The sequence below is a fragment of the Bosea sp. NBC_00550 genome (genome assembly GCF_026020075.1).
Classification (GTDB): Bacteria; Pseudomonadota; Alphaproteobacteria; order Rhizobiales; family Beijerinckiaceae; genus Allobosea.
Map to the genome: position 1 here is coordinate 808,557 of NZ_CP102772.1, position 20,025 is coordinate 828,581.

Sequence of the window (20,025 nt, forward strand, 5' to 3'; positions counted from 1 at the left end):
TGTTCGCCACCGCTCCGTCGTCCCGGCCGGAGCGAAGCGCAGAGCCGGGATCCATGCCTGAGCTCTTTCCGGGAGGGGTTCAGGCATGGATCCCGGGTCGCCCTCCGGGCGCCCGGGATGACGTGAATGCGGAAGCTGGTCTCAATGTCCTTACTTCACCGCCTGAAGCACGCGGTCATCATTCTTGTGGCGCTGGCCGCGGCCTCGGTGGCGTCCTTCGCGCAGACGGCCGACGAAGCCTTCGCGCGGCTCGCGGCGGACAGCTATTCCGACACCTCCCGTGCGATCGAGATCCTGATCGCGACAGCGCATCCCAATGCGGCCGTGATCGTCGAGGCGCTGAGCGACGGGCGCCTGCTCGCCGGTGGCGGAGCCGTTGTGGTCAAGACGCCGACGGGTGGCTTTGTCGATGCCCGGACCGGGCAGGCCCTGACCTCCGCGCCAGAGGGGCTGAAGCCGGTCCGCCTCAACAACGCCGTGCGCCGGACCGTGCAGGCCGCGCTCGGCGGCCTCGGCCTGCTCAATCCCGATCCCGGCAAGCGCGCGGCTGCGGCGGAAGCCGTGTTCAAGTCGCGCGACGCCAGCCTCCTGCCGGTCGTCGAGGCTGCCATCGGCAAGGAAAACGACCCGCGCGCGCTTGCCGCGCTGCGCCAGGCCCAGGCCGCGATCCTGATCGCCAAGCCCGACGCTCAGCCGCTCGACCGGGTCGCGGCCGTCGAGGTCCTGCGCGAGCGGGGCGACCAGGATGCGCTGGCCGCGCTGCGCGGCCTATCCGGCGAGGTATCTCCTTCGCTGAGGGATGCGCAGACGAGGGCGATTGCCACCATCGAGGGCCGGCTCGCGCTTTGGCGCGTCGCGCAGAACCTCTGGTACGGGCTCTCGCTCGGCTCGGTGCTGCTGCTGGCTGCGATCGGCCTTGCCATCACCTTCGGCGTGATGGGCGTCATCAACATGGCTCATGGCGAGATGGTCATGCTCGGCGCCTACACCACCTTCGTGGTGCAGGAGCTGATCCGCACCAATGCGCCCTGGCTGTTCGACTGGTCGCTGGCCATCGCCCTGCCCGCCGCCTTCATCGTCGCCGGTGCGGTCGGCATCGCGATCGAGCGCGGCGTCATCCGTTTCCTCTACGGTCGCCCGCTGGAGACGCTGCTGGCGACCTGGGGCATCAGCCTCATCCTGCAGCAGGCGGTCCGCACCGCCTTCGGCCCGACTAATCGCGAGGTCGGCGCGCCGTCCTTCATGTCGGGCGCCTTCGAACTCGGCGGGCTCGCCATCACCTATAACCGGCTCTGGATCATCGTCTTCGCGGCGCTGGTCTTCGGCGCCCTGCTGGCGATCCTGAAGCTGACGCCGATGGGCCTGCAGATGCGGGCCGTCACCCAGAACCGGCGCATGGCCTCTGCCATGGGAATCCGCACCGGGCGCATCGACGCGCTGACCTTCGGGCTCGGCTCGGGCGTGGCGGGGCTTGCCGGTGTCGCGCTCTCGCAGATCGACAATGTCAGCCCGAACCTCGGCCAGAGCTACATCATCGACTCGTTCATGGTCGTGGTCTTCGGCGGCGTCGGCAATCTCTGGGGCACGCTGGTCGGCGCGATGACGCTCGGCGTCGCCAACAAGCTATTGGAGCCTTACGCGGGCGCCGTGCTCGGCAAGATCGCGTTGCTGGTCTGCATCATCCTCTTCATCCAGAAGCGCCCGCGCGGCCTGTTCGCGCTGAAGGGCAGGGCGGTGGAAGCATGATCACCCGCTTCCTCCTCCAGAACATGGACAAGCGCGGCGGCATCTTCCTCGCCATCCTGCTCGGCCTCGCTGTCCTCGTGCCATTGGCGAACCTGCTGCTTCCGCCAAGCTCGCCATTCCATGTCCCGACCTCGACCATGTCGCTCTGGGGCAAGTATCTCTGCTATGCGCTGCTCGCGATCTCGCTCGATCTCGTCTGGGGCTATTGCGGCATCCTGAGCCTCGGCCACGGCGCCTTCTTCGCGCTCGGCGGCTACGCCATGGGCATGCATCTCATGCGCCAGATCGGCGCCCGCGGCGTCTATGGCAATCCGATCCTGCCCGATTTCATGGTCTTCCTGAACTGGCAGGAGCTGCCCTGGTATTGGTGGGGCTTCTCTTCATTCCCCTTCGCCATGCTGATGGTGCTGCTGGTGCCTGGCCTGCTCGCCTTCGTCTTCGGCTGGTTCGCCTTCCGCTCGCGTGTCACCGGCGTCTATCTCTCGATCATCACCCAGGCGCTGACCTACGCGCTGCTGCTCGCCTTCTTCCGCAACGACATGGGCTTCGGCGGCAATAACGGCCTGACCGATTTCAAGGACATCCTCGGCTTCAACATCCAGGCGCAAGGGACTCGCGCCGCGCTGTTTTCCATGACCTGCGTGATGCTCGCCGCCGGCTTCCTGATCGCACGCGGCATCGTCGTCTCGAAGCTCGGCAAGGTGGTGATCGCGATCCGCGACGCGGAATCCCGCACCCGCTTCCTCGGCTACCGGGTCGACCGCTTCAAGCTCTTCGTCTTCACCGTCTCCGCCTGCATGGCAGGCGTCGCGGGCGCGCTCTACGTGCCGCAGGTCGGAATCATCAATCCCAGCGAATTCGCCCCGGCCAACTCGATCGAGACCGTGATCTGGGTCGCGGTCGGCGGGCGCGGCACGCTGGTCGGCGCGGCGCTCGGCGCGGTCGTGGTCAACTGGTCAAAGACCGTCTTCACCTCGGGCTTCATGGCGCCCTACTGGCTCTTCGCGCTCGGGGGCCTCTTCGTCGTCGTCACGCTCTTCCTGCCCAAGGGCATCCTCGGCACGGCCGAAGCACTGTGGGCGCGCCGCCGCAAGCCCGAACCGACCCCGGCCGCCGAGCCGGCCCCGGCGGAGTAAAGGCGATGAACGCTCCCGTTCCCGGCGCCCTGACCTCCTCGCTGCTCTATCTCGACGGCGTCAGCGTTTCGTTCGACGGCTTCAAGGCCATTCGCAATCTCTCGCTCACCATAGCGCCCGGCGAGATGCGCGCGATCATCGGCCCCAACGGCGCCGGCAAGACCACGATGATGGACATCATCACGGGCAAGACGAAGCCCGACCTCGGCACGGTGATGTTCGGCGGCACCGTCGACCTGACCAGGCTCGACGAAGCCGCGATCGCCAATCTCGGCATCGGCCGCAAGTTTCAGAAGCCGACGGTCTTCGACTTCCACACAATCGAGGACAACATTCTGCTGGCGCTGAAATCGAAGCGCACGGTCGGCAAGACGCTGTTCTGGAAGACCGAGGAGCCGCAGCAGAAGCGCATCGACAACATCCTCGGCATCGTGAAGCTCGCCGACAAGCGCGACCGGCTGGCCGGCTCGCTCTCGCACGGCCAGAAGCAATGGCTCGAGATCGGCATGCTGCTGGCGCAGGACCCGAGGCTTCTGCTCGTCGACGAGCCCGCCGCCGGCATGACGGATGGCGAGACGGCGCAGACCGCCGTGCTGCTCAAGGAGATCGCCAGGGATCATTCGGTGATCGTCGTCGAGCACGACATGGGCTTCATCCGCGAGCTCGGCGTTAAGGTCACGGTGCTGCACGAGGGCTCGGTGCTGGCCGAAGGACCGCTCGACCAGGTCAGCGCCAACGAGCGCGTCGTCGAAGTCTATCTGGGGCGGTGAGGATGATGAGTCTGTCTTATTGCTCTTACCGTCGTCCTAGCTTCACCGTCATCCCGGCCGGAGCGAAGCGAAGCGCCGGGATCCATCTTCGAGCCACGACGGTGCTCTATGATGAATCCCGGATCTGCGCGGCTTCTCCGCTTGTCCAGGATGACGGCGCCTTCTCTTCCGACGTTTTGGCTGGGATCGGGTCGAGCCCATGCTGACCGTCGAAGCCATCGATCTTCATTACGGTGCCGCCCAGGCCCTGCGCCGCGTCTCGGTCGCCGCCGAGGCCGGCAAGGTCACCTGCGTGATGGGCCGTAACGGTGTCGGCAAGACCTCGCTGATGCGCGCCATCGTCGGCCATCAGCCGATTTCCGGCGGCCATATCCGCTTCGATGACGAGGACATTTCCGGCCTGCGCAGCGAGGATCGCGCGCGCGCCGGCATCGCCTATGTGCCGCAGGGGCGGGAAATCTTCCCGCTGCTGACGGTGAAGGAGAATCTGGAGACGGGGTTCGCGCCGCTGAAGCGCAAGGACCGCTATGTCCCGGATGAACTCTTCGACCTGTTCCCCGTGCTGAAGTCGATGCTCGGCCGGCGCGGTGGAGACCTCTCGGGTGGCCAACAGCAGCAGCTCGCCATAGCGCGGGCGTTGGTCACCCGGCCCAAACTGCTGGTTCTCGACGAGCCGACCGAGGGCATCCAACCCTCGATCATCAAGGATATCGGCCGCGCCATCGACTATCTCCGCCAGAAGGGCGGCATGGCGATCGTGCTCGTCGAGCAGTATTTCGACTTCGCCCGCGACCTTGCCGACACGATGTTCGTGATGGATCGCGGCGAGGTCGTCCTCTCCGGCCCTATGAACGAGCTGGACGGCAATCAGGTGCAGCGGCTGATCCAGGTGTGAGGGCGAGACCCGCTGATCAGGAGTCAGCGGGTCCAGCCAAGCTTCGCTTCACGCTGCGAGATCACGCGCCGCAAACACCTCATTTGCCGCGAAAAGCCCGTTGAGCGCTGCGGGAAACCCGGCATAAACAGCCATCTGCATCAGGATTTCGGTGATCTCCTGGCGCGATAGGCCGACATTCAGCCCCGCCTCGATATGCACCTTGAGCTGCGGCGCGGCGTTGCCCATGGCGGCCAGCGCGGCGATCGTCGCGACCTCCCGGGAGCGCAGGTCGAGGCCGGGGCGCGAATAGATGTCGCCGAACGGGAATTCGAACACGTAGTCGGCGAAGTCCGGCGCGATGTCGGCGAGCGCGGCGATCACCTTGTGGCCAGCCTCGCCGTCGATTTCAGCGAGCGCGCGCTTGCCGCGTTCGCGCCGGCTGCTTGTGGGGTGGGAAATGTCTTGCGTCATGGTCGTCGATCCTCTTCTCCACGTCGGCATAGCCGGCGATCTTGGTGTCGAGGACGAGAAGGCAGGCGCCGAGTTCGGCGATGCGGGTTCGGACCTGTTCGCGATGTTGCTCCAGCAGCGCGCGTCTTTCGGCTTCGGTGTTTGCACCCCGTTCCCTCAAGGCAGCGTAACGCAGCATATCGCGGATCGGCATGCCCGTGGTCTTGAGCCTGCCCAGGAACTCGGTCCAGGAGAGGATCGAGGCATCGTAGTCGCGTTGGCTCGACCGGTCCCGGTCTGCATAAGGCAGAAGCCCGATCCGCTCGTAATAGCGGATCGTATGGGCCGTCAGCCCCGAACGCCGGGCCAGTTCGCCGATCTTCATGGCCGCCTTCTTCTCGTCGTGACGCCCCGGAAGCTACGAGTTCGAGCGCACTCTAAGTCAACAGCGCAGCCGAGAAATTTTTCGACGCCTCGAGAGGGTGCTCAAAACGCCAGCGGCGCGTTGTCGACGACCTCCTTCATCACGAAGAAGGTCCGCGTCTGCCGCACGCCGGGCAGCGCGATCAGCTTGTCGGCGTGAAGCTTGTTGAAATCGGCCATGTCGCGGACCCGGATCTTGAGGATGTAGTCGAAGTCGCCGGCGACGATGTGGCAGTCCAGGATCACCGGCATGCCCCGTATGGCGGCCTCGAAGTCGCCGAAGCTCTCGGGCGTCGAGCGGTCGAGCACCACGCCGACGAAGGCGAGCGTCCCCATCTCGACCTTATGCGGCGACACCTGCGCCCGGACCGAGGTGACGTAACCCTCCGTGAACAGGCGCTGGATCCGGCGGTGGCAGGTCGCGGCGCTGGTGTTCACCCGCTTGGCGATCTCGGCATTGCCGAGCCGCCCGTCCGATTGCAATAGGCGCAGGATTTTGAGGTCGGTCCGATCGAGATTCAGAGTCATGAAAGAATCTTCCAGATTGAGGCCATATTCTGGGATCGCAGCTATAGCGAATGCCACTATTACGTTGATCGGAGGCAGAAAGATGCCTCACTTCGGAAGGACGTTCCAGCCGCTTTTCAGTAGGTTTCCGGCCATCGAACCCGATGAAGGACCGGCTGCCATGCGGAGTAAATTCGAGCGTTATCCCCTGACATTCGGCCCGACGCCGATCGAGAAACTGCCGCGCCTTTCGGCTCATCTCGGCGGCCAGGTCGAGCTCTTCGCCAAGCGCGAGGATTGCAATTCAGGATTGGCGTTTGGCGGCAACAAGCTGAGGAAGCTCGAATATATCGTTCCCGACGCGATCGCCTCGGGTGCCGACACGCTGGTCTCGATCGGCGGCGTGCAGTCGAACCACACCCGCATGGTCGCCGCCACCGCCGCCAAGATCGGCATGAAGTGCCGGCTGGTGCAGGAGAGTTGGGTGCCGCACGACGATGCGGTCTATGACCGTGTCGGCAACATCCTGATGTCCCGCGTCATGGGCGCCCATGTCGAGCTGGTCGATGAAGGCTTCGACATCGGCATCCGCGCGAGCTGGGAAAATGCCCTGGCGGATGTGAAGGCGAAGGGCGGCAAGCCCTACGCGATTCCGGCCGGAGCTTCCGTCCATAAATACGGCGGGCTCGGCTATGTCGGCTTCGCCGAGGAGGTGAGGGCGCAGGAGGCCGAACTCGGCTTCACCTTCGACTATATCGTCGTCTGCACCGTTACGGGCTCGACCCATGCCGGCATGGTCGTCGGCTTCGCCGAGGATGGCCGCCAGCGCAACGTCATCGGCATCGACGCGTCATTCACCCCGGCCCAGACCAAAGCGCAGGTGCTCGAGATCGCGCAGAACACCTCGGCCTTGATCGGCGGCAAGGAGATCGTCGAAGCGGACGTCGTCCTCAATGAGGACTACGCCTATCCGGTCTACGGCGTACCCTCGCAGGAGACCATCGAGGCCATCCGCCTGTCCGCCCGGCTCGAAGGCATGATGACCGACCCCGTCTATGAGGGGAAATCGATGCAGGGCATGATCGATCTGGTGAGGAAGGGGTTCTTCCCCGCGGGCTCGAAGGTGCTCTACGCCCATCTCGGCGGCGTACCGGCGATCAACGGCTACAGCTACACCTTCCGAAACGGCTGAGCCGCGATGGAAGCGCTGCTTCTCCTCGAATACGACGCGCAGCCGTTCAGCACCCGGCCAGCGCTGCTCCGCCGGGTCGAGGCGCTGGCTCTGGCCCGCCAGGGCCGGCTGCGCTTCGTCGCCAGGCAGCGGATCGCCGGGGGCATGGTCCGCGAGATCATGGCCATCGATCTTGCGAAAACGGGCGACGCCAGCGCGATCCTGGCGCGCTGGCAGGCGGATTCCGCATTTCCGGGTGGGGTCGATACGCGGTTGCTGACGATCGAGCCGGTCCGTGGGACAGAGCCGCCCGAGCCGCTCTTCCCGTGAACGCATCAGCCGTGCAGCTTCAAGCCCTTGATGATCTTGTCGATCTCCTTGCGCTCGGCGTGGAGCGCGAGGCCGACAAGGTCGAGCTCGGCGGTCGGGACGGCGGCAACAGCTGCACGGTTGTCGACATCGTTGCCGGTGGCGAAAAGAGCGTTCGTGTAGAGATGGGGCCGGACGCCGCGCTGCTGGGCTCGCTGCAAGACACCCGTCAGTTCTTCGGCGGTCGCAGCGAAGATCAGCACCGGCTGGCGGATCAAGGGCCCGTAGAAACGGCCGGAGCCGTCGCTGTAAGGTTCGCCCCCGCCAGTTCAGGCGAGGAGCCGACGAGGCCGCCGGCCAGAAAGCTGGCGACATTGAGTTTCTGCCAGGTTGCGAGATTATCGCGAACCACGATGGCGATCTTGGTATCGTAACGCATGGCTGCATCGCTAACCGAGGCCGGGAAGGCCCGTCTTGAACGATCGTGCAAACCGCATGACGCGGACTGGATGCGCCACGGCACCGCCGCCGCCGGCATCGAGCGCATCGAGGCCTTCTTCCGGGGCTATGCCTACGACCCGCACCGGCACGACACCTATGCCTTCGGAGTGACGCTCTCGGGCGTGCAGTCCTTCGACTATCGCGGCGCCCGGCGCGACAGCCTCGGCGGCCACGCCATCGTCATCCACCCAGATGAAGTCCATAACGGCCGCTCCGGCATCGCCGATGGCTTCCGCTACCGCATGCTCTATGTCGAGCCGCGCTTGATCCGCGAGGCGCTGGGCGAGCGTGGCCGGGCCTTGCCCTTCGTATCCACGGCAGTCTCGCAGGATCCGGCGCTCGTTGCGGCCGTCGCACGCGCGCTGCGCGATCTCGACGGGCCGCTCGATGCCATGGCCGCGGAGGACATGGTCGAACGGCTGGCCGACGCGCTGCTCGCGCTCGATCCCTCTGCGGCTGGAACGCGGCCGGGGCGCATCGATTCCGTCTCGCTGGCCAGGGCGCGCGCCTATCTCGATGCCCATGCCACGGACGCCGTGGATTCGGCCCGGCTCGAGGTGGTCACGGGGCTCGGTCGCTTCGCCCTGGCGCGCCAGTTCCGGGCCGCCTTCGGCACCAGTCCCTACAATTATCTCGTGATGCGCCGGCTCGACCGCGCCCGCCACATGCTGATGCACAACAGCTCTCTTGCCGATGCGGCCTTCGCCTGCGGCTTTGCCGACCAGAGCCATCTGACACGGCAGTTTCGCCGTGCCTTCGGTGTCACGCCCGGGCGCTGGCGCGCCCTTCAGAATGGTTCCAAAGCATCGCGCTGAAGCGCCACCGGCTTGCTCAGCCCGCTGCCGCCATGCTTCAAGCAGGCACGCAAGCCGGCTTTGCCGCAGGAGTGTCTGACATGCAGCTCGGAGTGATCGGCCTCGGCCGGATGGGTGGCAACATCGTGCGCCGGCTGATGCGCGCCGGCCACGAATGCGTGGTCTATGACCGCGACCCGAAGCCGGGCCAGGCACTTGCCGCCGACCGCGCCGTGCTGGCCAATGACCTCAAGGACATGGTCGCCAAGCTGAAGGCGCCTCGTGCGATCTGGGTGATGCTGCCGGCCGGCAAGATCACGGAGGGGACGCTGGCCGAGCTCGCCGGCCTCGTCGATGCCGGCGACACGCTGATCGACGGCGGCAATGCCTTCTGGAAGGACGATGTCCGCCGCGGCAGGGAGCTGGCGGCCAAGGGCATCCACTACATGGATATCGGCACATCCGGCGGCGTTCATGGGCTGGAGCGCGGCTATTGCCTGATGATCGGCGGTGACAAGGAAGCCTTCGACCGGCTGGAGCCGATCTTCAAGGTCCTTGCGCCGGGCAAGGGCGAGATCGAGCCGACCAGGCACCGCGAAGGCCGCAACCCGACGAGCGAGCAGGGCTATCTGCACTGCGGCCCGACCGGCGCCGGCCACTTCGTCAAGATGGTCCATAACGGCATCGAATACGGCATGATGCAGGCCTTCGCCGAAGGCTTCGACCTCTTGCGCAACGCTTCCGCCAAGGAAGGCCTGCCCGCCGAATACGGCTTCGACTTCGACGCAACCGAGATCGCCGAGGTCTGGCGGCGCGGCTCGGTCGTCACCTCCTGGCTGCTCGACCTGACGGCCGAGGCGCTCGCCGCCGACGAGGAGCTCTCCTCCTATACCGGCAACGTTTCGGATTCGGGCGAGGGCCGCTGGACGGTCGATGCCGCCGTCGAGACGGCGACGCCGGCCGAGGTGCTGACCTCCGCGCTGTTCGCCCGCTTCCGCTCGCGCGTCGATCACACCTTCGGCGAGAAGATCCTCTCCGCCATGCGCGCCGGTTTCGGCGGCCATATCGAACCCAAAAAGCAGGGCTGACCAGCTTGAGCGCAGAACATAAGGGCGGCGGTCCGGCCGTCGTCGTCGTGATGGGCGTCGCCAGCTCGGGCAAGACCTCGCTGGGCGAGCGGCTGGCGGAGCGCCTCGGCTGGCCCTTCCGCGACGCCGATTCCTTCCACCCGCCGGAGAATGTCGCCAAGATGGCCGGTGGCACGCCGCTGACCGACGAGGACCGCAAGCCCTGGCTCGCGGCGATCGCTGCCTGGATCGACGATCTCAGGGCGACGGGCGAGCACGGCATCGTCACTTGCTCGGCGCTGAAGCGCGCCTACCGGCAGGTGATCGTCGGCGATCGGCCTGATGTGGCGCTGGTCTACCTCAAGGGATCGCGTGAACTCATCGGCCGGCGCATGGCGGCCCGCCAGCATCACTTCATGCCGCCGGCGCTGCTCGACAGCCAGTTCGCCGCGCTGGAGGAGCCCGGCGCCGACGAGAGACCGCTCGTCGTCTCGGTCGAGGACAGCAAGGACGCGATCGTGCAGGACGTGATCGACCGGCTGGGGTTGTAAGGTCGTCTAGGGACCGACCTACCTCACGCGGTCATCCCGGGCGACCGGAGGGAGACCCGGGATCCATGCCGGAACATCTCCGCTTGAGTTCAGGCATGGATCCCGGATCGGCGCGACTTCGTCGCTTGTCCGGGATGACAGGGTGTTTCCGCCTTAGCCTTTACGTCACCTCGAACCAGCTCCACACGCCGAGGTCGAAGCGCTCCAGCACGGTCGAGGAGATCAGCCAGCGGCCCGGATTGTCGGCGATGAAGGCGATGTGCAGCTTCTTGCGCTCCGGGATCTGCACGGTGTCGAGGAAATAGGCCTCCCAGCCGTCGTCGAGAGGGTGCAGCAGCCGGAAGCTGTGGCCGTGGACGTGAAACGGCTGGATGAAGGCGGTGCGGTTGTCGATGGCCAGCACGATCGGCGTGCCGCGCTTGACGCTGAACAGCGGTTTGCCGTCGAGGCTGCCGACGCCCCCGTTGACCCGCCAGGGCCTCGCGAAATCGACGCCGGAGAAATCGAGCTTCTGGTCGTCGCTCAGCTTCGCTCCGCCTTCAATCACGATCTCCGGGCGCGTCGCATCCTGCATTCGGACGGCAGCGGGCAGCGTTGGGTTGAGCTTGAGCTGGGGAACTGCGGCGGGCGGTACCTTCGGCTCTCCCGCGGTCACGATTCGCACGAGCGGCAGGCCCGGCCCGATGAGGGCGGTGACGTTGACGGAGGCGCCGACTTCCACCGGCAGATCGAGGATGACGTCGTAGCGCGTGCCCGGCGCGAAAGGCAGTTGCGAGCGGACCGGCTCGAAGCTTTCCGTCGGCTGGCTGTCGACCGCGATCACGGTCGGCTTGCCGCCGTCGAAACGCAGCCGCATGATCCGCGCGTTGCAGGCATTGGCGAGGCGCAGACGGATGCGCGCGCCAGGCCGGGCGGTGACGGGCCGCGGCGGCGAACCGCGGTTCACGGTCACCCAACTGCCGAGCCGTCCCGCCGAGGCGGCAGGGTTGCCTTGCAGGACGAAGGGCTGGAGCGACTGGTCGTCGCCCAGCAGCCAGTCCGTCACCAGCACCGGCAGATCGAGATCGACCGCCGGCGGCTCCTTCTCCTCGACGATGAGGAGGCCGCTCAGCCCGCGGCCGCAGGGCTCCGACGAGCCGCCGAGCACGAGCGGCCGATAGAGCAGGGTGCCCGTGTCGGGCGGCGTCAGGCGGACCTCGCCGGTCTCGCCCGGCAGGATGGGCGGCTGGCTGAAGCCGCCGACGCCGTCGCTCGCCGCATCGCCGCGCGATCCGTACCAGTGCAGCCCGAGCGGCGCAGTCGTCCGGTTTTCGAGCTTCAGGTTCACGGTCTCGCCCTGCTTGATTCGCAGCGTAGGCCCGGGCGTGGCGCCGTCGAACGTCCAGATCTCGGTATCGAGCGGCGGTGTCGGGCGTAATCGCGCCTTGGCCGAGGCAGCGACGAGGGTGCGGGTCTGTGGATCGGCCGGAGCCTTGAGAGGGTCGGTCTGTGTCTGCGCGAGGGCTCCCAATGACGGAAACATACCGGTGCCACCTATTCCCGCCAGCAGATGGCGGCGGGATATGCGGGAGGATCGGGCGGAGTTCTGCTTCGTCATGGCCTATCGCATAATCCGGGCGGCCCGCTCTGGCGAGAGGCGGCTTCTCGCCCGCGCCGAAACGCGGCTGCGCGGGCTTCTTCGCAGAACCGTCATTTTTTTGCTGCAAGCGCCGGCTGAAATGCGTATAGCACCGCGGCCCAATGATGGCCGCGCTGCGTTTGCTCGCGCGCAGCGCTATCGGGCCGGCGGGCGTGGCGGAATTGGTAGACGCACTGGTTTTAGGTACCAGCGGCGAAAGTCGTGGGGGTTCGAGTCCCTCCGCCCGCACCATCGGTTTGGTTTTTTCGCGAGCGCGGCGGCGGTCGATCCGGCGTCGCGCTTTGGACATTGAGACGTAAACGAGCTGTTGGCGGTACAAAAATGAACGTGACCGAAACCCTGTCCCAGGGCCTCAAGCGCGAATTCCAGGTGGTGCTGAACGCCGCCGACCTGAAGACCAGGCTCGACGACAGCCTGCAGGACCTTCAGGGCAAGGCCAAGATCAACGGCTTCCGCCCGGGCAAGGTGCCGGTCGCGCATCTGCGCCGCCTCTATGGCCGTTCGGTGATGTCCGACGTGCTGCAGAACGCCGTCAACGAGGCGAACCAGAAGATCGTCGCCGACAACAACCTGAAGCTCGCCTTCGAGCCGCAGATCCGCTTCCCCGAGAACAAGGAAGAGATCGAGGCCGCGATGGAGGCCAAGGGCGATCTCGCCTTCACCGTGGCGCTCGAGGTTCTGCCGAAGATTGAGCTCGCCGACATCTCGGACGTCGCGCTGGTCAAGCCGGTCGCCGAAGTCCCGGACGCCGATGTCGACGCCGCGCTGGAGCGCATGGCTGCCGGCAACCGCAGCTATTCGCCGAAGGGCGAGAAGGCCAAGGCCGAGACCGGCGACCGCCTGATCATCTCCTATGTCGGCACCATCGAGGGCGAGGCCTTCGAGGGCGGCACCGGCGAAGGCATCCCGCTCGATCTCGGCTCCGGCCAGTTCATCCCGGGCTTCGAGGAGCAGCTCGAAGGCGTGAAGCAGGGCGAGAGCCGCACCATCAAGGTGACCTTCCCCGAGAACTACACCGCGACCCACCTCGCCGGTAAGCCGGCGGAGTTCGAGGTCACCGTCACCGAGGTGCAGGGCCCGGACGCCGTCAAGATCGACGACGAGCTCGCCAAGGCGTTCGGCATGGAGTCGCTCGACGCCCTGAAGACCGCGGTGCGCGAGCAGATCGGCCGCGACTTCCAGGCGCAGTCCCGCCGCAAGCTCAAGAAGGGCCTGCTCGACTCGCTTGACGAGAAGTACAGCTTCGATCTGCCGCCGACCCTGGTCGAGCAGGAGTTCAACAGCGTCTGGAGCCAGGTCGAGGCCGACATGAAGGCCGCCAACAAGACCTTCGCGGACGAAGACACCACCGAGGACGCCGCCCGTGCCGACTATCGCAAGATCGCCGAGCGTCGCGTCCGCCTCGGCCTGGTGCTGGCCGAGATCGGCGAGCAGGCCAAGGTGCAGATCTCCGAGGACGAGGTCACCCAGGCCCTGATCGAGCGCGCCCGTCAGTTCCCCGGCCAGGAGAAGCAGGTCTGGGAGTTCTACCGCAAGAACCCGCAGGCGCTGGCCGAGATCCGCGCCCCGATCTTCGAGGAGAAGGTCGTCGACCATCTGCTCGGCCAGGTGAAGGTGGAGGACCAGACGGTCTCGCGCGAGGCGCTCTACGCCGACGACGAGGCCGAGGAGACCGCCGAGGCCAAGCCGAAGAAGGCCGCCGCGAAGAAGACCAAGAAGGCCGAGGCCAAGGCTGACGAGAAGGCCGACGACGCTTCGGCCTGAGGGCCACGGCAACCTTAATGCCACTATTTGCGCCGCCGGCTCTCGCGACCGGCGGCGCTTCCCTTTTCAGCCACGCTTGGCGTGCTTATGTGGGTGTCTTCCTGAACACCGCTGATTCGACCAATCGCCGCTACAGGCGCATTCACCCGAGGACAGATCCATGCTTCGCGATCCGATCGAGACCTACAACAATCTCGTCCCGATGGTGGTCGAGCAGTCCAGCCGGGGCGAGCGCGCCTTCGACATCTATTCGCGCCTGCTGCGCGAGCGCATCATCTTCCTGACCGGCCCGGTCGAGGATTATTCGGCGTCGCTGATCGTGGCGCAGCTCCTCTTCCTGGAGGCCGAGAACCCCAAGAAGGAGATTTCCTTCTACATCAACTCGCCCGGCGGCGTGGTCACCTCGGGCCTGTCGATCTACGATACGATGCAGTTCATCCGCTGCCCGGTGACGACGCTCTGCGTCGGCCAGGCCGCCTCGATGGGCTCGCTGCTGCTGACGGCCGGTGCCAAGGACATGCGCTTCGCCCTGCCGAACGCGCGCATCATGGTCCACCAGCCCTCCGGCGGCTATCAGGGCCAGGTCACCGACATCCTGATCCATGCCAAGGAAGTCGAGAGCCTGAAGAAGCGGCTCAATGAAATCTACGTGAAGCACACCGGCCGTCCCTACGAGGACGTCCACAACGCCCTGGAGCGCGACAACTTCATGACCGCCGAGCAGGCCAGGGATTTCGGGCTGATCGACCAGGTCATCGAGAGGCGCCCGGAAGAGGCGGCTTGATGCCTGCGACGCGTGGTCTCGAAGCTGTGGGTTGGCGCGCCGGCCCGCAGGGACCATATTGAAAGCAGGCCGGCCCCGTGTTTGCATGGGGTCGGGGGTGAGCGGACAAGCGCTCCATGTTGATCCGGTTTGGATCGGTCCAGCGTATCCGGATGTATCGGAACGGGCCGTTAACCTAATCATCGTGATCTGGGCGCTTAATTTATGACGGAGAGACGACGGTTGCATCCGCCTAGGCTGGTGTTGTCCCGGTCTCCGGAACTGGAGATGGAAAATGGCTAATAAGCCCGGCGGCGACTCGAAGAGCACGCTGTACTGCTCTTTCTGCGGCAAGAGCCAACACGAGGTCCGCAAGCTCATCGCGGGCCCGACCGTGTTCATCTGCGATGAATGCGTCGAGCTCTGCATGGACATCATCCGCGAGGAATCGAAATCCGCGCTTGTGAAGTCCAAGGACGGCGTGCCGACTCCCAAGGAGATCCGGAAGGTTCTGGACGACTACGTCATCGGCCAGGAGCACGCCAAGAAGGTGCTCTCCGTGGCGGTTCACAACCACTACAAGCGCCTCTCGCACGCGACGAAGCACAACGACGTCGAGCTCGCGAAGTCGAACATCCTGCTGATCGGGCCGACCGGCTCGGGCAAGACGCTGCTCGCGCAGACGCTCGCCCGCATCCTCGACGTGCCCTTCACCATGGCCGATGCGACGACGCTGACCGAGGCCGGCTATGTCGGTGAGGACGTCGAGAACATCATCCTCAAGCTGCTGCAGGCCTCCGACTACAATGTCGAGCGGGCTCAGCGCGGCATCGTCTATATCGACGAGATCGACAAGATCAGCCGCAAGTCGGACAACCCCTCGATCACCCGCGACGTGTCGGGCGAGGGCGTCCAGCAGGCGCTGCTGAAGATCATGGAAGGCACCGTCGCCTCCGTGCCGCCGCAGGGCGGGCGCAAGCATCCGCAGCAGGAGTTCCTGCAGGTCGACACCACCAACATCCTCTTCATCTGCGGTGGCGCCTTCGCCGGCCTCGACAAGATCATCTCGAGCCGCGGCAAGGGCACCTCGATCGGCTTCGGCGCCAAGGTGCAGTCGCCGGACGATCGCCGCACCGGCGCGATCTTCCGCGAGGTCGAGCCCGAGGATCTGCTGAAGTTCGGCCTGATCCCGGAATTCGTCGGCCGTCTGCCCGTTCTGGCGACGCTGGAGGATCTCGACGAGCCGGCGCTGAAGACCATCCTGACCGAGCCGAAGAACGCGCTGGTCAAGCAGTATCAGCGCCTGTTCGAGATGGAGGACACCCAGCTGACCTTCACCGACGAGGCCGTCAGCCTGATCGCCCGCAAGGCGATCGAGCGGAAGACCGGCGCGCGCGGCCTGCGCTCGATCATGGAGGGCATCCTGCTCGAGACCATGTACGAGCTGCCGGGGCTGGAAGGCGTCGAACAGGTGGTGATCGGCCCCGAGGCCGTGGAGAACAAGGCCCGGCCGCTGTTCATCTACGCCGAGCGCGAGGACGAGACCAAAACGGCCTCGGCCTAATCCTTCGTGGCCCTGCGACAACGCAACGCGCGCCTTTGGCGCGCGTTTTGCGTTTGATAGACATGAGCTGGCGCGGTGCTGCATCGCGGCAGCTCGACACGAGACCGAACCGCCACAGGTTGCGGTATCCGCCCTTCGCCCGTTGCAGGACAGCGGTGCATGGCCCGGATACCTCGCTTGAAAGCCGGCGAGGAAGTCTCCACTTTAGGTGCACTTGCGAGAGTCGCATGCCTAAGAGGGTGCGATGCGCGAGGGCGGAGGAGCGAATGGTCGCGTCCCTCCGCACACGTCCGATCGCTCCGCCCATCTTGGGGGTCCGCCGGGCGCAACTGCAAAGGAACTGCCATGACTGGCTCGACGCCACGCGCTCCCTTCGTCCCAGGCGAGACCGGCACCTACCCGGTTCTGCCGCTGCGCGACATCGTCGTCTTCCCGCATATGATCGTCCCGCTTTTCGTGGGCCGCGAGAAGTCGATCCGCGCGCTCGAGGAGGTGGTGAAGACGGACGGGCTCATCCTGCTGGCGACCCAGAAGAACGCCGGCGACGATGACCCGCAGACCACGGACATCTACGAAATCGGCACGCTCGCCCGCGTGCTCCAGCTGCTCAAGCTGCCCGACTCCACCGTCAAGGTGCTGGTCGAGGGCGTCGGCCGCGCGAAGGCGCTTTCCTACTCGGCCGCCGAATCCTTCTATGAGGCGGAGGCTACCGGCCTTGCCGAGGAAGAGGGCAAGAAGGTCGAGGTCGAGGCGCTGGGCCGTTCGGTCGTCAGCGAGTTCGAGAGCTATGTAAAGCTCAACAAGAAGATCTCGGGCGAGATCGTCGCTGCGGTCTCGCAGATCGACGAGCCGACCAAGCTCGCCGACACCGTGGCCTCGCATCTGGCGGTCAAGATCGCCGATCGTCAGGGCGTGCTGGAGATCACCAACGTCGCCCACCGTCTGGAGAAGGTCCTGTCGCTCATGGAGAGCGAGATGTCCGTGCTCCAGGTCGAGAAGCGCATCCGCTCGCGCGTCAAGCGCCAGATGGAGAAGACCCAGCGCGAGTACTATCTCAACGAGCAGATGAAGGCGATCCAGAAGGAGCTGGGCGACGGCGAGGAAGGCCGTGACGAGCTGGCCGAGCTGGAAGAGCGCATCGCCCGCACCAAGCTGACCAAGGAAGCCCGCGACAAGGCGACGGCGGAGCTGAAGAAGCTGCGCCAGATGTCGCCGATGTCGGCCGAGGCGACCGTCGTGCGCAACTATCTCGACTGGATGCTCGGCATTCCGTGGGGCAAGCGCTCGAAGATCAAGAAGGACCTCAACGCCGCTCAGCTGGTGCTGGATGACGATCACTTCGGTCTCGACAAGGTCAAGGACCGCATCGTCGAGTACCTCGCCGTGCAGCAGCGCACCAACAAGCTCGCAGGTCCGATCCTGTGCCTCGTCGGCCCTCCGGGCGTCGGCAAGACCTCGCTCGGCAAGTCGATCGCCAAGGCGACCGGGCGCGAGTTCGTGCGCATGTCGCTCGGCGGCGTGCGTGACGAGGCCGAGATCCGCGGTCACCGCCGCACCTATATCGGCTCGATGCCCGGCAAGATCATCCAGTCGATGAAGAAGGCCAAGACCTCGAACCCGCTCATCCTGCTCGACGAAATCGACAAGATGGGCCAGGACTTCCGCGGCGATCCCTCGGCGGCCCTGCTGGAGGTGCTCGACCCCGAGCAGAACTCGACCTTCAACGACCATTACCTCGAGGTCGATTACGACCTGTCGAACGTGATGTTCGTCACGACGGCGAACACGCTGAACATCCCGCCGGCCCTGCTGGACCGGATGGAGGTGATCCGCATCGCCGGCTACACCGAGGAAGAGAAGACCGAGATCGCGCGCAAGCACCTGATCGCGAATGCGATCAAGAAGCACGGGCTGTCCGGCAAGGAGTGGTCGGTCACCGACGAGGCTCTGCAGACCCTGGTGCGGCGTTACACCCGCGAGGCCGGTGTCCGTAACCTCGAGCGCGAGATCTCCAACACGGTCCGCAAGGGCGTGAAGGACATCGTGCTCGGCAAGAAGCAAAAGGTCGTCGTCGACGAGACGCTGCTCGAGGAATATCTCGGCCCGCCGCGCTATCGCTACGGCATGGCGGAGACGGAGGATCAGGTCGGTGTCGTCACCGGTCTGGCCTGGACCGAGGTCGGCGGCGAGTTGCTGACGATCGAGGGCGTCATGGTGCCCGGCAAGGGCCGCATGACCGTCACCGGCAACCTCCGGGACGTGATGAAGGAATCGATCTCGGCGGCGGCCTCCTATGTCCGCTCGCGGGCCGTCGATTTCGGCATCGAGCCTCCGCTCTTCGACCGGCGCGACATCCACGTCCACGTTCCCGAAGGGGCGACCCCGAAGGACGGGCCTTCGGCAGGTATCGCGATGGCAACCGCCATCGTCTCGATCCTGACGGGCATCCCGACCAACCGCGACGTCGCCATGACCGGCGAGGTCACGCTGCGGGGCAGGGTGCTGCCGATCGGCGGCTTGAAGGAGAAGCTCCTGGCGGCGCTGCGGGGCGGCATCAAGAAGGTGCTGATCCCGGAGGAGAACGCCAAGGACCTGATCGACCTTCCCAAGTCGGTGAAGGACGGCATGGAGATCGTCCCGGTCTCGCGCATGGAGCAGGTGCTGAAGCATGCGCTGACCCGCCAGCCGGTTCCGATCGTCTGGGAAGAGGATCTCAAGGCCGTGCCCGCTCCGAGTGCGGACGACGAGGCAGCGGGCGTCGTCGCCCACTGACCTCTCGCGAGAGACATGAGAGCCGCCGGTGCGCAAGCGCCGGCGGTTTTCTTTTGGGCGCGGGACAGGACGCATCGTGCCGCAAAGCGGGCCGGCGTCCTTAAGGAAGGGATATCGGGAGAAATGATGGTGGGCGGTGACGGGCTCGAACCGCCGACCCTCTCGGTGTAAACGAGATGCTCTACCAACTGAGCTAACCGCCCCCGGGCGCTTGCGTTTAAGGCTTCGGGAGCGGCATCGCAAGCGCTCTCGGCCGGCGCCCCTCACGAATCCACGGGCAAGGGCAGAATTCCGCCATCTTCATCGGCAGGCTGGCGCGTGTGAATACGCCATTCCTGAGCCGCTTGAATGTCCGCCGCCGCCTCTCGGCCGTCGCCGGCTTTTCCGTCATGCTGGGCGTGCAGCCTGCCTTCCCGCAATCGCTGCTGCCGGATGCGTTCTTCGCCGGTCGCCCGGCCTTCTCGCATCCCGAGCAGCCGGGCAAGCCGGCGAGCTGCGAGGACATCGCCGGGCAGCTGCCCGACTCGGTGCCGGCCGATTCGCGGGTAGACATGGCAATCGCGGGCGAGGTCAGTCTGGTTCGGACGGACGGCGCGCTTTGGTATGTCGCCATCTGCGCGGAGCCGGGCGTGCGCGTGCTCTGCGTGACCTACAGCGCCAACGACCTCAAACTGGGCGACAAGGCGATCCTGCGGGGCGGATATAACCGCCAGGACCGCCGCCATGTCCTGCTCGATCCCTGCCTCGCATCGCCTGCGAATGACGGCGGTGTCCCCGAGCCCTGAGTGCCGGCGAAGGGGATTTTTCCCCAGAGGCAAATTTGCCGGCATCACGCGCTTGACACTTCCGGCCGGGGGCAATACTCACCACGTCGCTGGCGGCGAATGCCTCAGCCGCCCTGCGCGGGCGTAGCTCAGTTGGTTAGAGTGCCGGCCTGTCACGCCGGAGGTCGCGGGTTCGAGCCCCGTCGCCCGCGCCATATACTTCAAGGGCTTAGAGCTCTTCTCCCCTCGGCCGCTACACTTTTTCAAGTGAGGCCGTTACAATATCCGCCCCCGGTTTGTTCTGCGGAAATTTGCCTGGCTTTCGCGCTGGCTTGCGCCAACACCCCGACCTCGAGCGCGCTACTTTTCATAGAACCACGCTAGTCATCCCGGGCTTGACCCGGGATCCATGCCAGAGCCTGCCTGGATGAGGTTCAGGCATGGATCCCGGATCTCC

General features: G+C 65.8%; 18 protein-coding genes, 3 tRNA genes and 1 pseudogene. 16 read left to right on the forward strand and 6 right to left on the reverse strand.

Features of this window, described 5'->3' with window-relative positions:
* Positions 1-144: 144 nt before the first annotated feature.
* The 4 genes from urtB to urtE all read left to right on the forward strand — a co-directional run bounded on the left by urtB (position 145) and on the right by urtE (position 4,547).
* The gene (gene urtB, locus NWE53_RS03900) at positions 145-1,746 is read left to right on the forward strand and encodes an urea ABC transporter permease subunit UrtB (RefSeq protein ID WP_265053068.1); all 1,602 of its coding nucleotides are present in this window, start codon (positions 145-147) and stop codon (positions 1,744-1,746) included.
* Positions 1,743-2,882: an urea ABC transporter permease subunit UrtC gene (gene urtC, locus NWE53_RS03905; RefSeq protein WP_265053069.1), complete on the forward strand. Its 1,140-nt coding sequence runs from the start codon at positions 1,743-1,745 to the stop codon at positions 2,880-2,882. The genes urtB and urtC overlap by 4 nt, the downstream gene beginning before the upstream one ends.
* Before the next feature lie 5 nt (positions 2,883-2,887).
* Positions 2,888-3,652 carry an urea ABC transporter ATP-binding protein UrtD gene (urtD, locus tag NWE53_RS03910; protein WP_265053070.1) on the forward strand — a complete coding sequence of 255 codons (765 nt, stop codon included), beginning with the start codon at positions 2,888-2,890 and terminating at the stop codon, positions 3,650-3,652.
* 199 nt (positions 3,653-3,851) lie between these two features.
* Positions 3,852-4,547, forward strand: coding sequence for an urea ABC transporter ATP-binding subunit UrtE (gene urtE / locus NWE53_RS03915; RefSeq protein WP_265053071.1), 696 nt, complete (start codon positions 3,852-3,854; stop codon positions 4,545-4,547).
* Positions 4,548-4,595: 48 nt separating this feature from the next.
* On the opposite strand, the gene NWE53_RS03920 is transcribed toward urtE, so the two are convergent.
* The 3 genes from NWE53_RS03920 to NWE53_RS03930 all read right to left on the reverse strand — a co-directional run bounded on the left by NWE53_RS03920 (position 4,596) and on the right by NWE53_RS03930 (position 5,930).
* Positions 4,596-5,000 carry a carboxymuconolactone decarboxylase family protein gene (locus NWE53_RS03920; protein ID WP_265053072.1) on the reverse strand — a complete coding sequence of 135 codons (405 nt, stop codon included), beginning with the start codon at positions 4,998-5,000 and terminating at the stop codon, positions 4,596-4,598.
* Positions 4,936-5,364, reverse strand: a complete 429-nt coding sequence (locus NWE53_RS03925) for a MerR family transcriptional regulator (RefSeq protein WP_265053073.1) — start codon at positions 5,362-5,364, stop codon at positions 4,936-4,938. Before NWE53_RS03925 ends, NWE53_RS03920 begins: the two co-directional genes overlap by 65 nt.
* A gap of 101 nt (positions 5,365-5,465) precedes the next feature.
* A complete protein-coding gene (locus NWE53_RS03930) occupies positions 5,466-5,930 on the reverse strand; it encodes an Lrp/AsnC family transcriptional regulator (RefSeq protein ID WP_442864950.1) in 465 nt (154 codons plus the stop codon).
* Positions 5,931-6,090: 160 nt separating this feature from the next.
* On the opposite strand from NWE53_RS03930, the gene NWE53_RS03935 reads away from it, so the two are divergent.
* Both NWE53_RS03935 and NWE53_RS03940 read left to right on the forward strand, forming a co-directional pair.
* Positions 6,091-7,101: a 1-aminocyclopropane-1-carboxylate deaminase gene (locus NWE53_RS03935; protein ID WP_265053074.1), complete on the forward strand. Its 1,011-nt coding sequence runs from the start codon at positions 6,091-6,093 to the stop codon at positions 7,099-7,101.
* Between the two features lie 6 nt (positions 7,102-7,107).
* Entirely contained in the window at positions 7,108-7,410 is a 303-nt protein-coding gene (locus NWE53_RS03940; protein WP_265053075.1) for a hypothetical protein, read from the forward strand.
* Between the two features lie 5 nt (positions 7,411-7,415).
* Here the strand turns inward: NWE53_RS03940 and NWE53_RS03945 are convergent.
* Positions 7,416-7,828 (reverse strand): annotated as a pseudogene (locus tag NWE53_RS03945) (DUF2000 family protein).
* Between the two features lie 70 nt (positions 7,829-7,898).
* Between NWE53_RS03945 and NWE53_RS03950 the strand changes: the two are divergent.
* Genes NWE53_RS03950 through NWE53_RS03960 form a run of 3 tightly spaced genes read left to right on the forward strand, consistent with a single transcriptional unit; the run spans position 7,899 to position 10,302 of the window.
* Positions 7,899-8,705: an AraC family transcriptional regulator gene (locus NWE53_RS03950; RefSeq protein WP_265053076.1), complete on the forward strand. Its 807-nt coding sequence runs from the start codon at positions 7,899-7,901 to the stop codon at positions 8,703-8,705.
* A gap of 32 nt (positions 8,706-8,737) precedes the next feature.
* Positions 8,738-9,772: a phosphogluconate dehydrogenase (NAD(+)-dependent, decarboxylating) gene (gene gnd, locus NWE53_RS03955; RefSeq protein WP_265053077.1), complete on the forward strand. Its 1,035-nt coding sequence runs from the start codon at positions 8,738-8,740 to the stop codon at positions 9,770-9,772.
* Positions 9,773-9,777: 5 nt separating this feature from the next.
* The gene (locus NWE53_RS03960) at positions 9,778-10,302 is read left to right on the forward strand and encodes a gluconokinase (RefSeq protein WP_265053078.1); all 525 of its coding nucleotides are present in this window, start codon (positions 9,778-9,780) and stop codon (positions 10,300-10,302) included.
* Positions 10,303-10,462: 160 nt separating this feature from the next.
* Here NWE53_RS03960 and NWE53_RS03965 read toward each other — a convergent pair whose 3' ends face one another.
* Complete coding sequence (locus NWE53_RS03965) at positions 10,463-11,899, reverse strand: multicopper oxidase family protein (RefSeq protein WP_265053079.1); 1,437 nt, start codon at positions 11,897-11,899, stop codon at positions 10,463-10,465.
* A gap of 188 nt (positions 11,900-12,087) precedes the next feature.
* On the opposite strand from NWE53_RS03965, the gene NWE53_RS03970 reads away from it, so the two are divergent.
* From NWE53_RS03970 to lon, 5 genes are all read left to right on the forward strand, one after another.
* A tRNA-Leu gene (locus NWE53_RS03970) sits at positions 12,088-12,172 on the forward strand.
* Positions 12,173-12,262: 90 nt separating this feature from the next.
* A complete protein-coding gene (tig, locus tag NWE53_RS03975) occupies positions 12,263-13,705 on the forward strand; it encodes a trigger factor (RefSeq protein WP_265053080.1) in 1,443 nt (480 codons plus the stop codon).
* Between the two features lie 160 nt (positions 13,706-13,865).
* Entirely contained in the window at positions 13,866-14,489 is a 624-nt protein-coding gene (locus NWE53_RS03980) for an ATP-dependent Clp protease proteolytic subunit (protein WP_265053081.1), read from the forward strand.
* A gap of 274 nt (positions 14,490-14,763) precedes the next feature.
* Complete coding sequence (clpX, locus tag NWE53_RS03985; RefSeq protein ID WP_265053082.1) at positions 14,764-16,032, forward strand: ATP-dependent Clp protease ATP-binding subunit ClpX; 1,269 nt, start codon at positions 14,764-14,766, stop codon at positions 16,030-16,032.
* Between the two features lie 345 nt (positions 16,033-16,377).
* Positions 16,378-18,804: an endopeptidase La gene (lon, locus tag NWE53_RS03990; protein ID WP_265053083.1), complete on the forward strand. Its 2,427-nt coding sequence runs from the start codon at positions 16,378-16,380 to the stop codon at positions 18,802-18,804.
* A gap of 127 nt (positions 18,805-18,931) precedes the next feature.
* On the opposite strand, the gene NWE53_RS03995 is transcribed toward lon, so the two are convergent.
* A tRNA-Val gene (locus NWE53_RS03995) sits at positions 18,932-19,007 on the reverse strand.
* A gap of 117 nt (positions 19,008-19,124) precedes the next feature.
* On the opposite strand from NWE53_RS03995, the gene NWE53_RS04000 reads away from it, so the two are divergent.
* Together NWE53_RS04000 and NWE53_RS04005 are read left to right on the forward strand one after the other, a co-directional pair.
* Complete coding sequence (locus NWE53_RS04000) at positions 19,125-19,589, forward strand: hypothetical protein (protein ID WP_265053084.1); 465 nt, start codon at positions 19,125-19,127, stop codon at positions 19,587-19,589.
* A gap of 117 nt (positions 19,590-19,706) precedes the next feature.
* Positions 19,707-19,783: transfer RNA gene (locus tag NWE53_RS04005), tRNA-Asp, on the forward strand.
* Positions 19,784-20,025 lie beyond the last annotated feature (242 nt).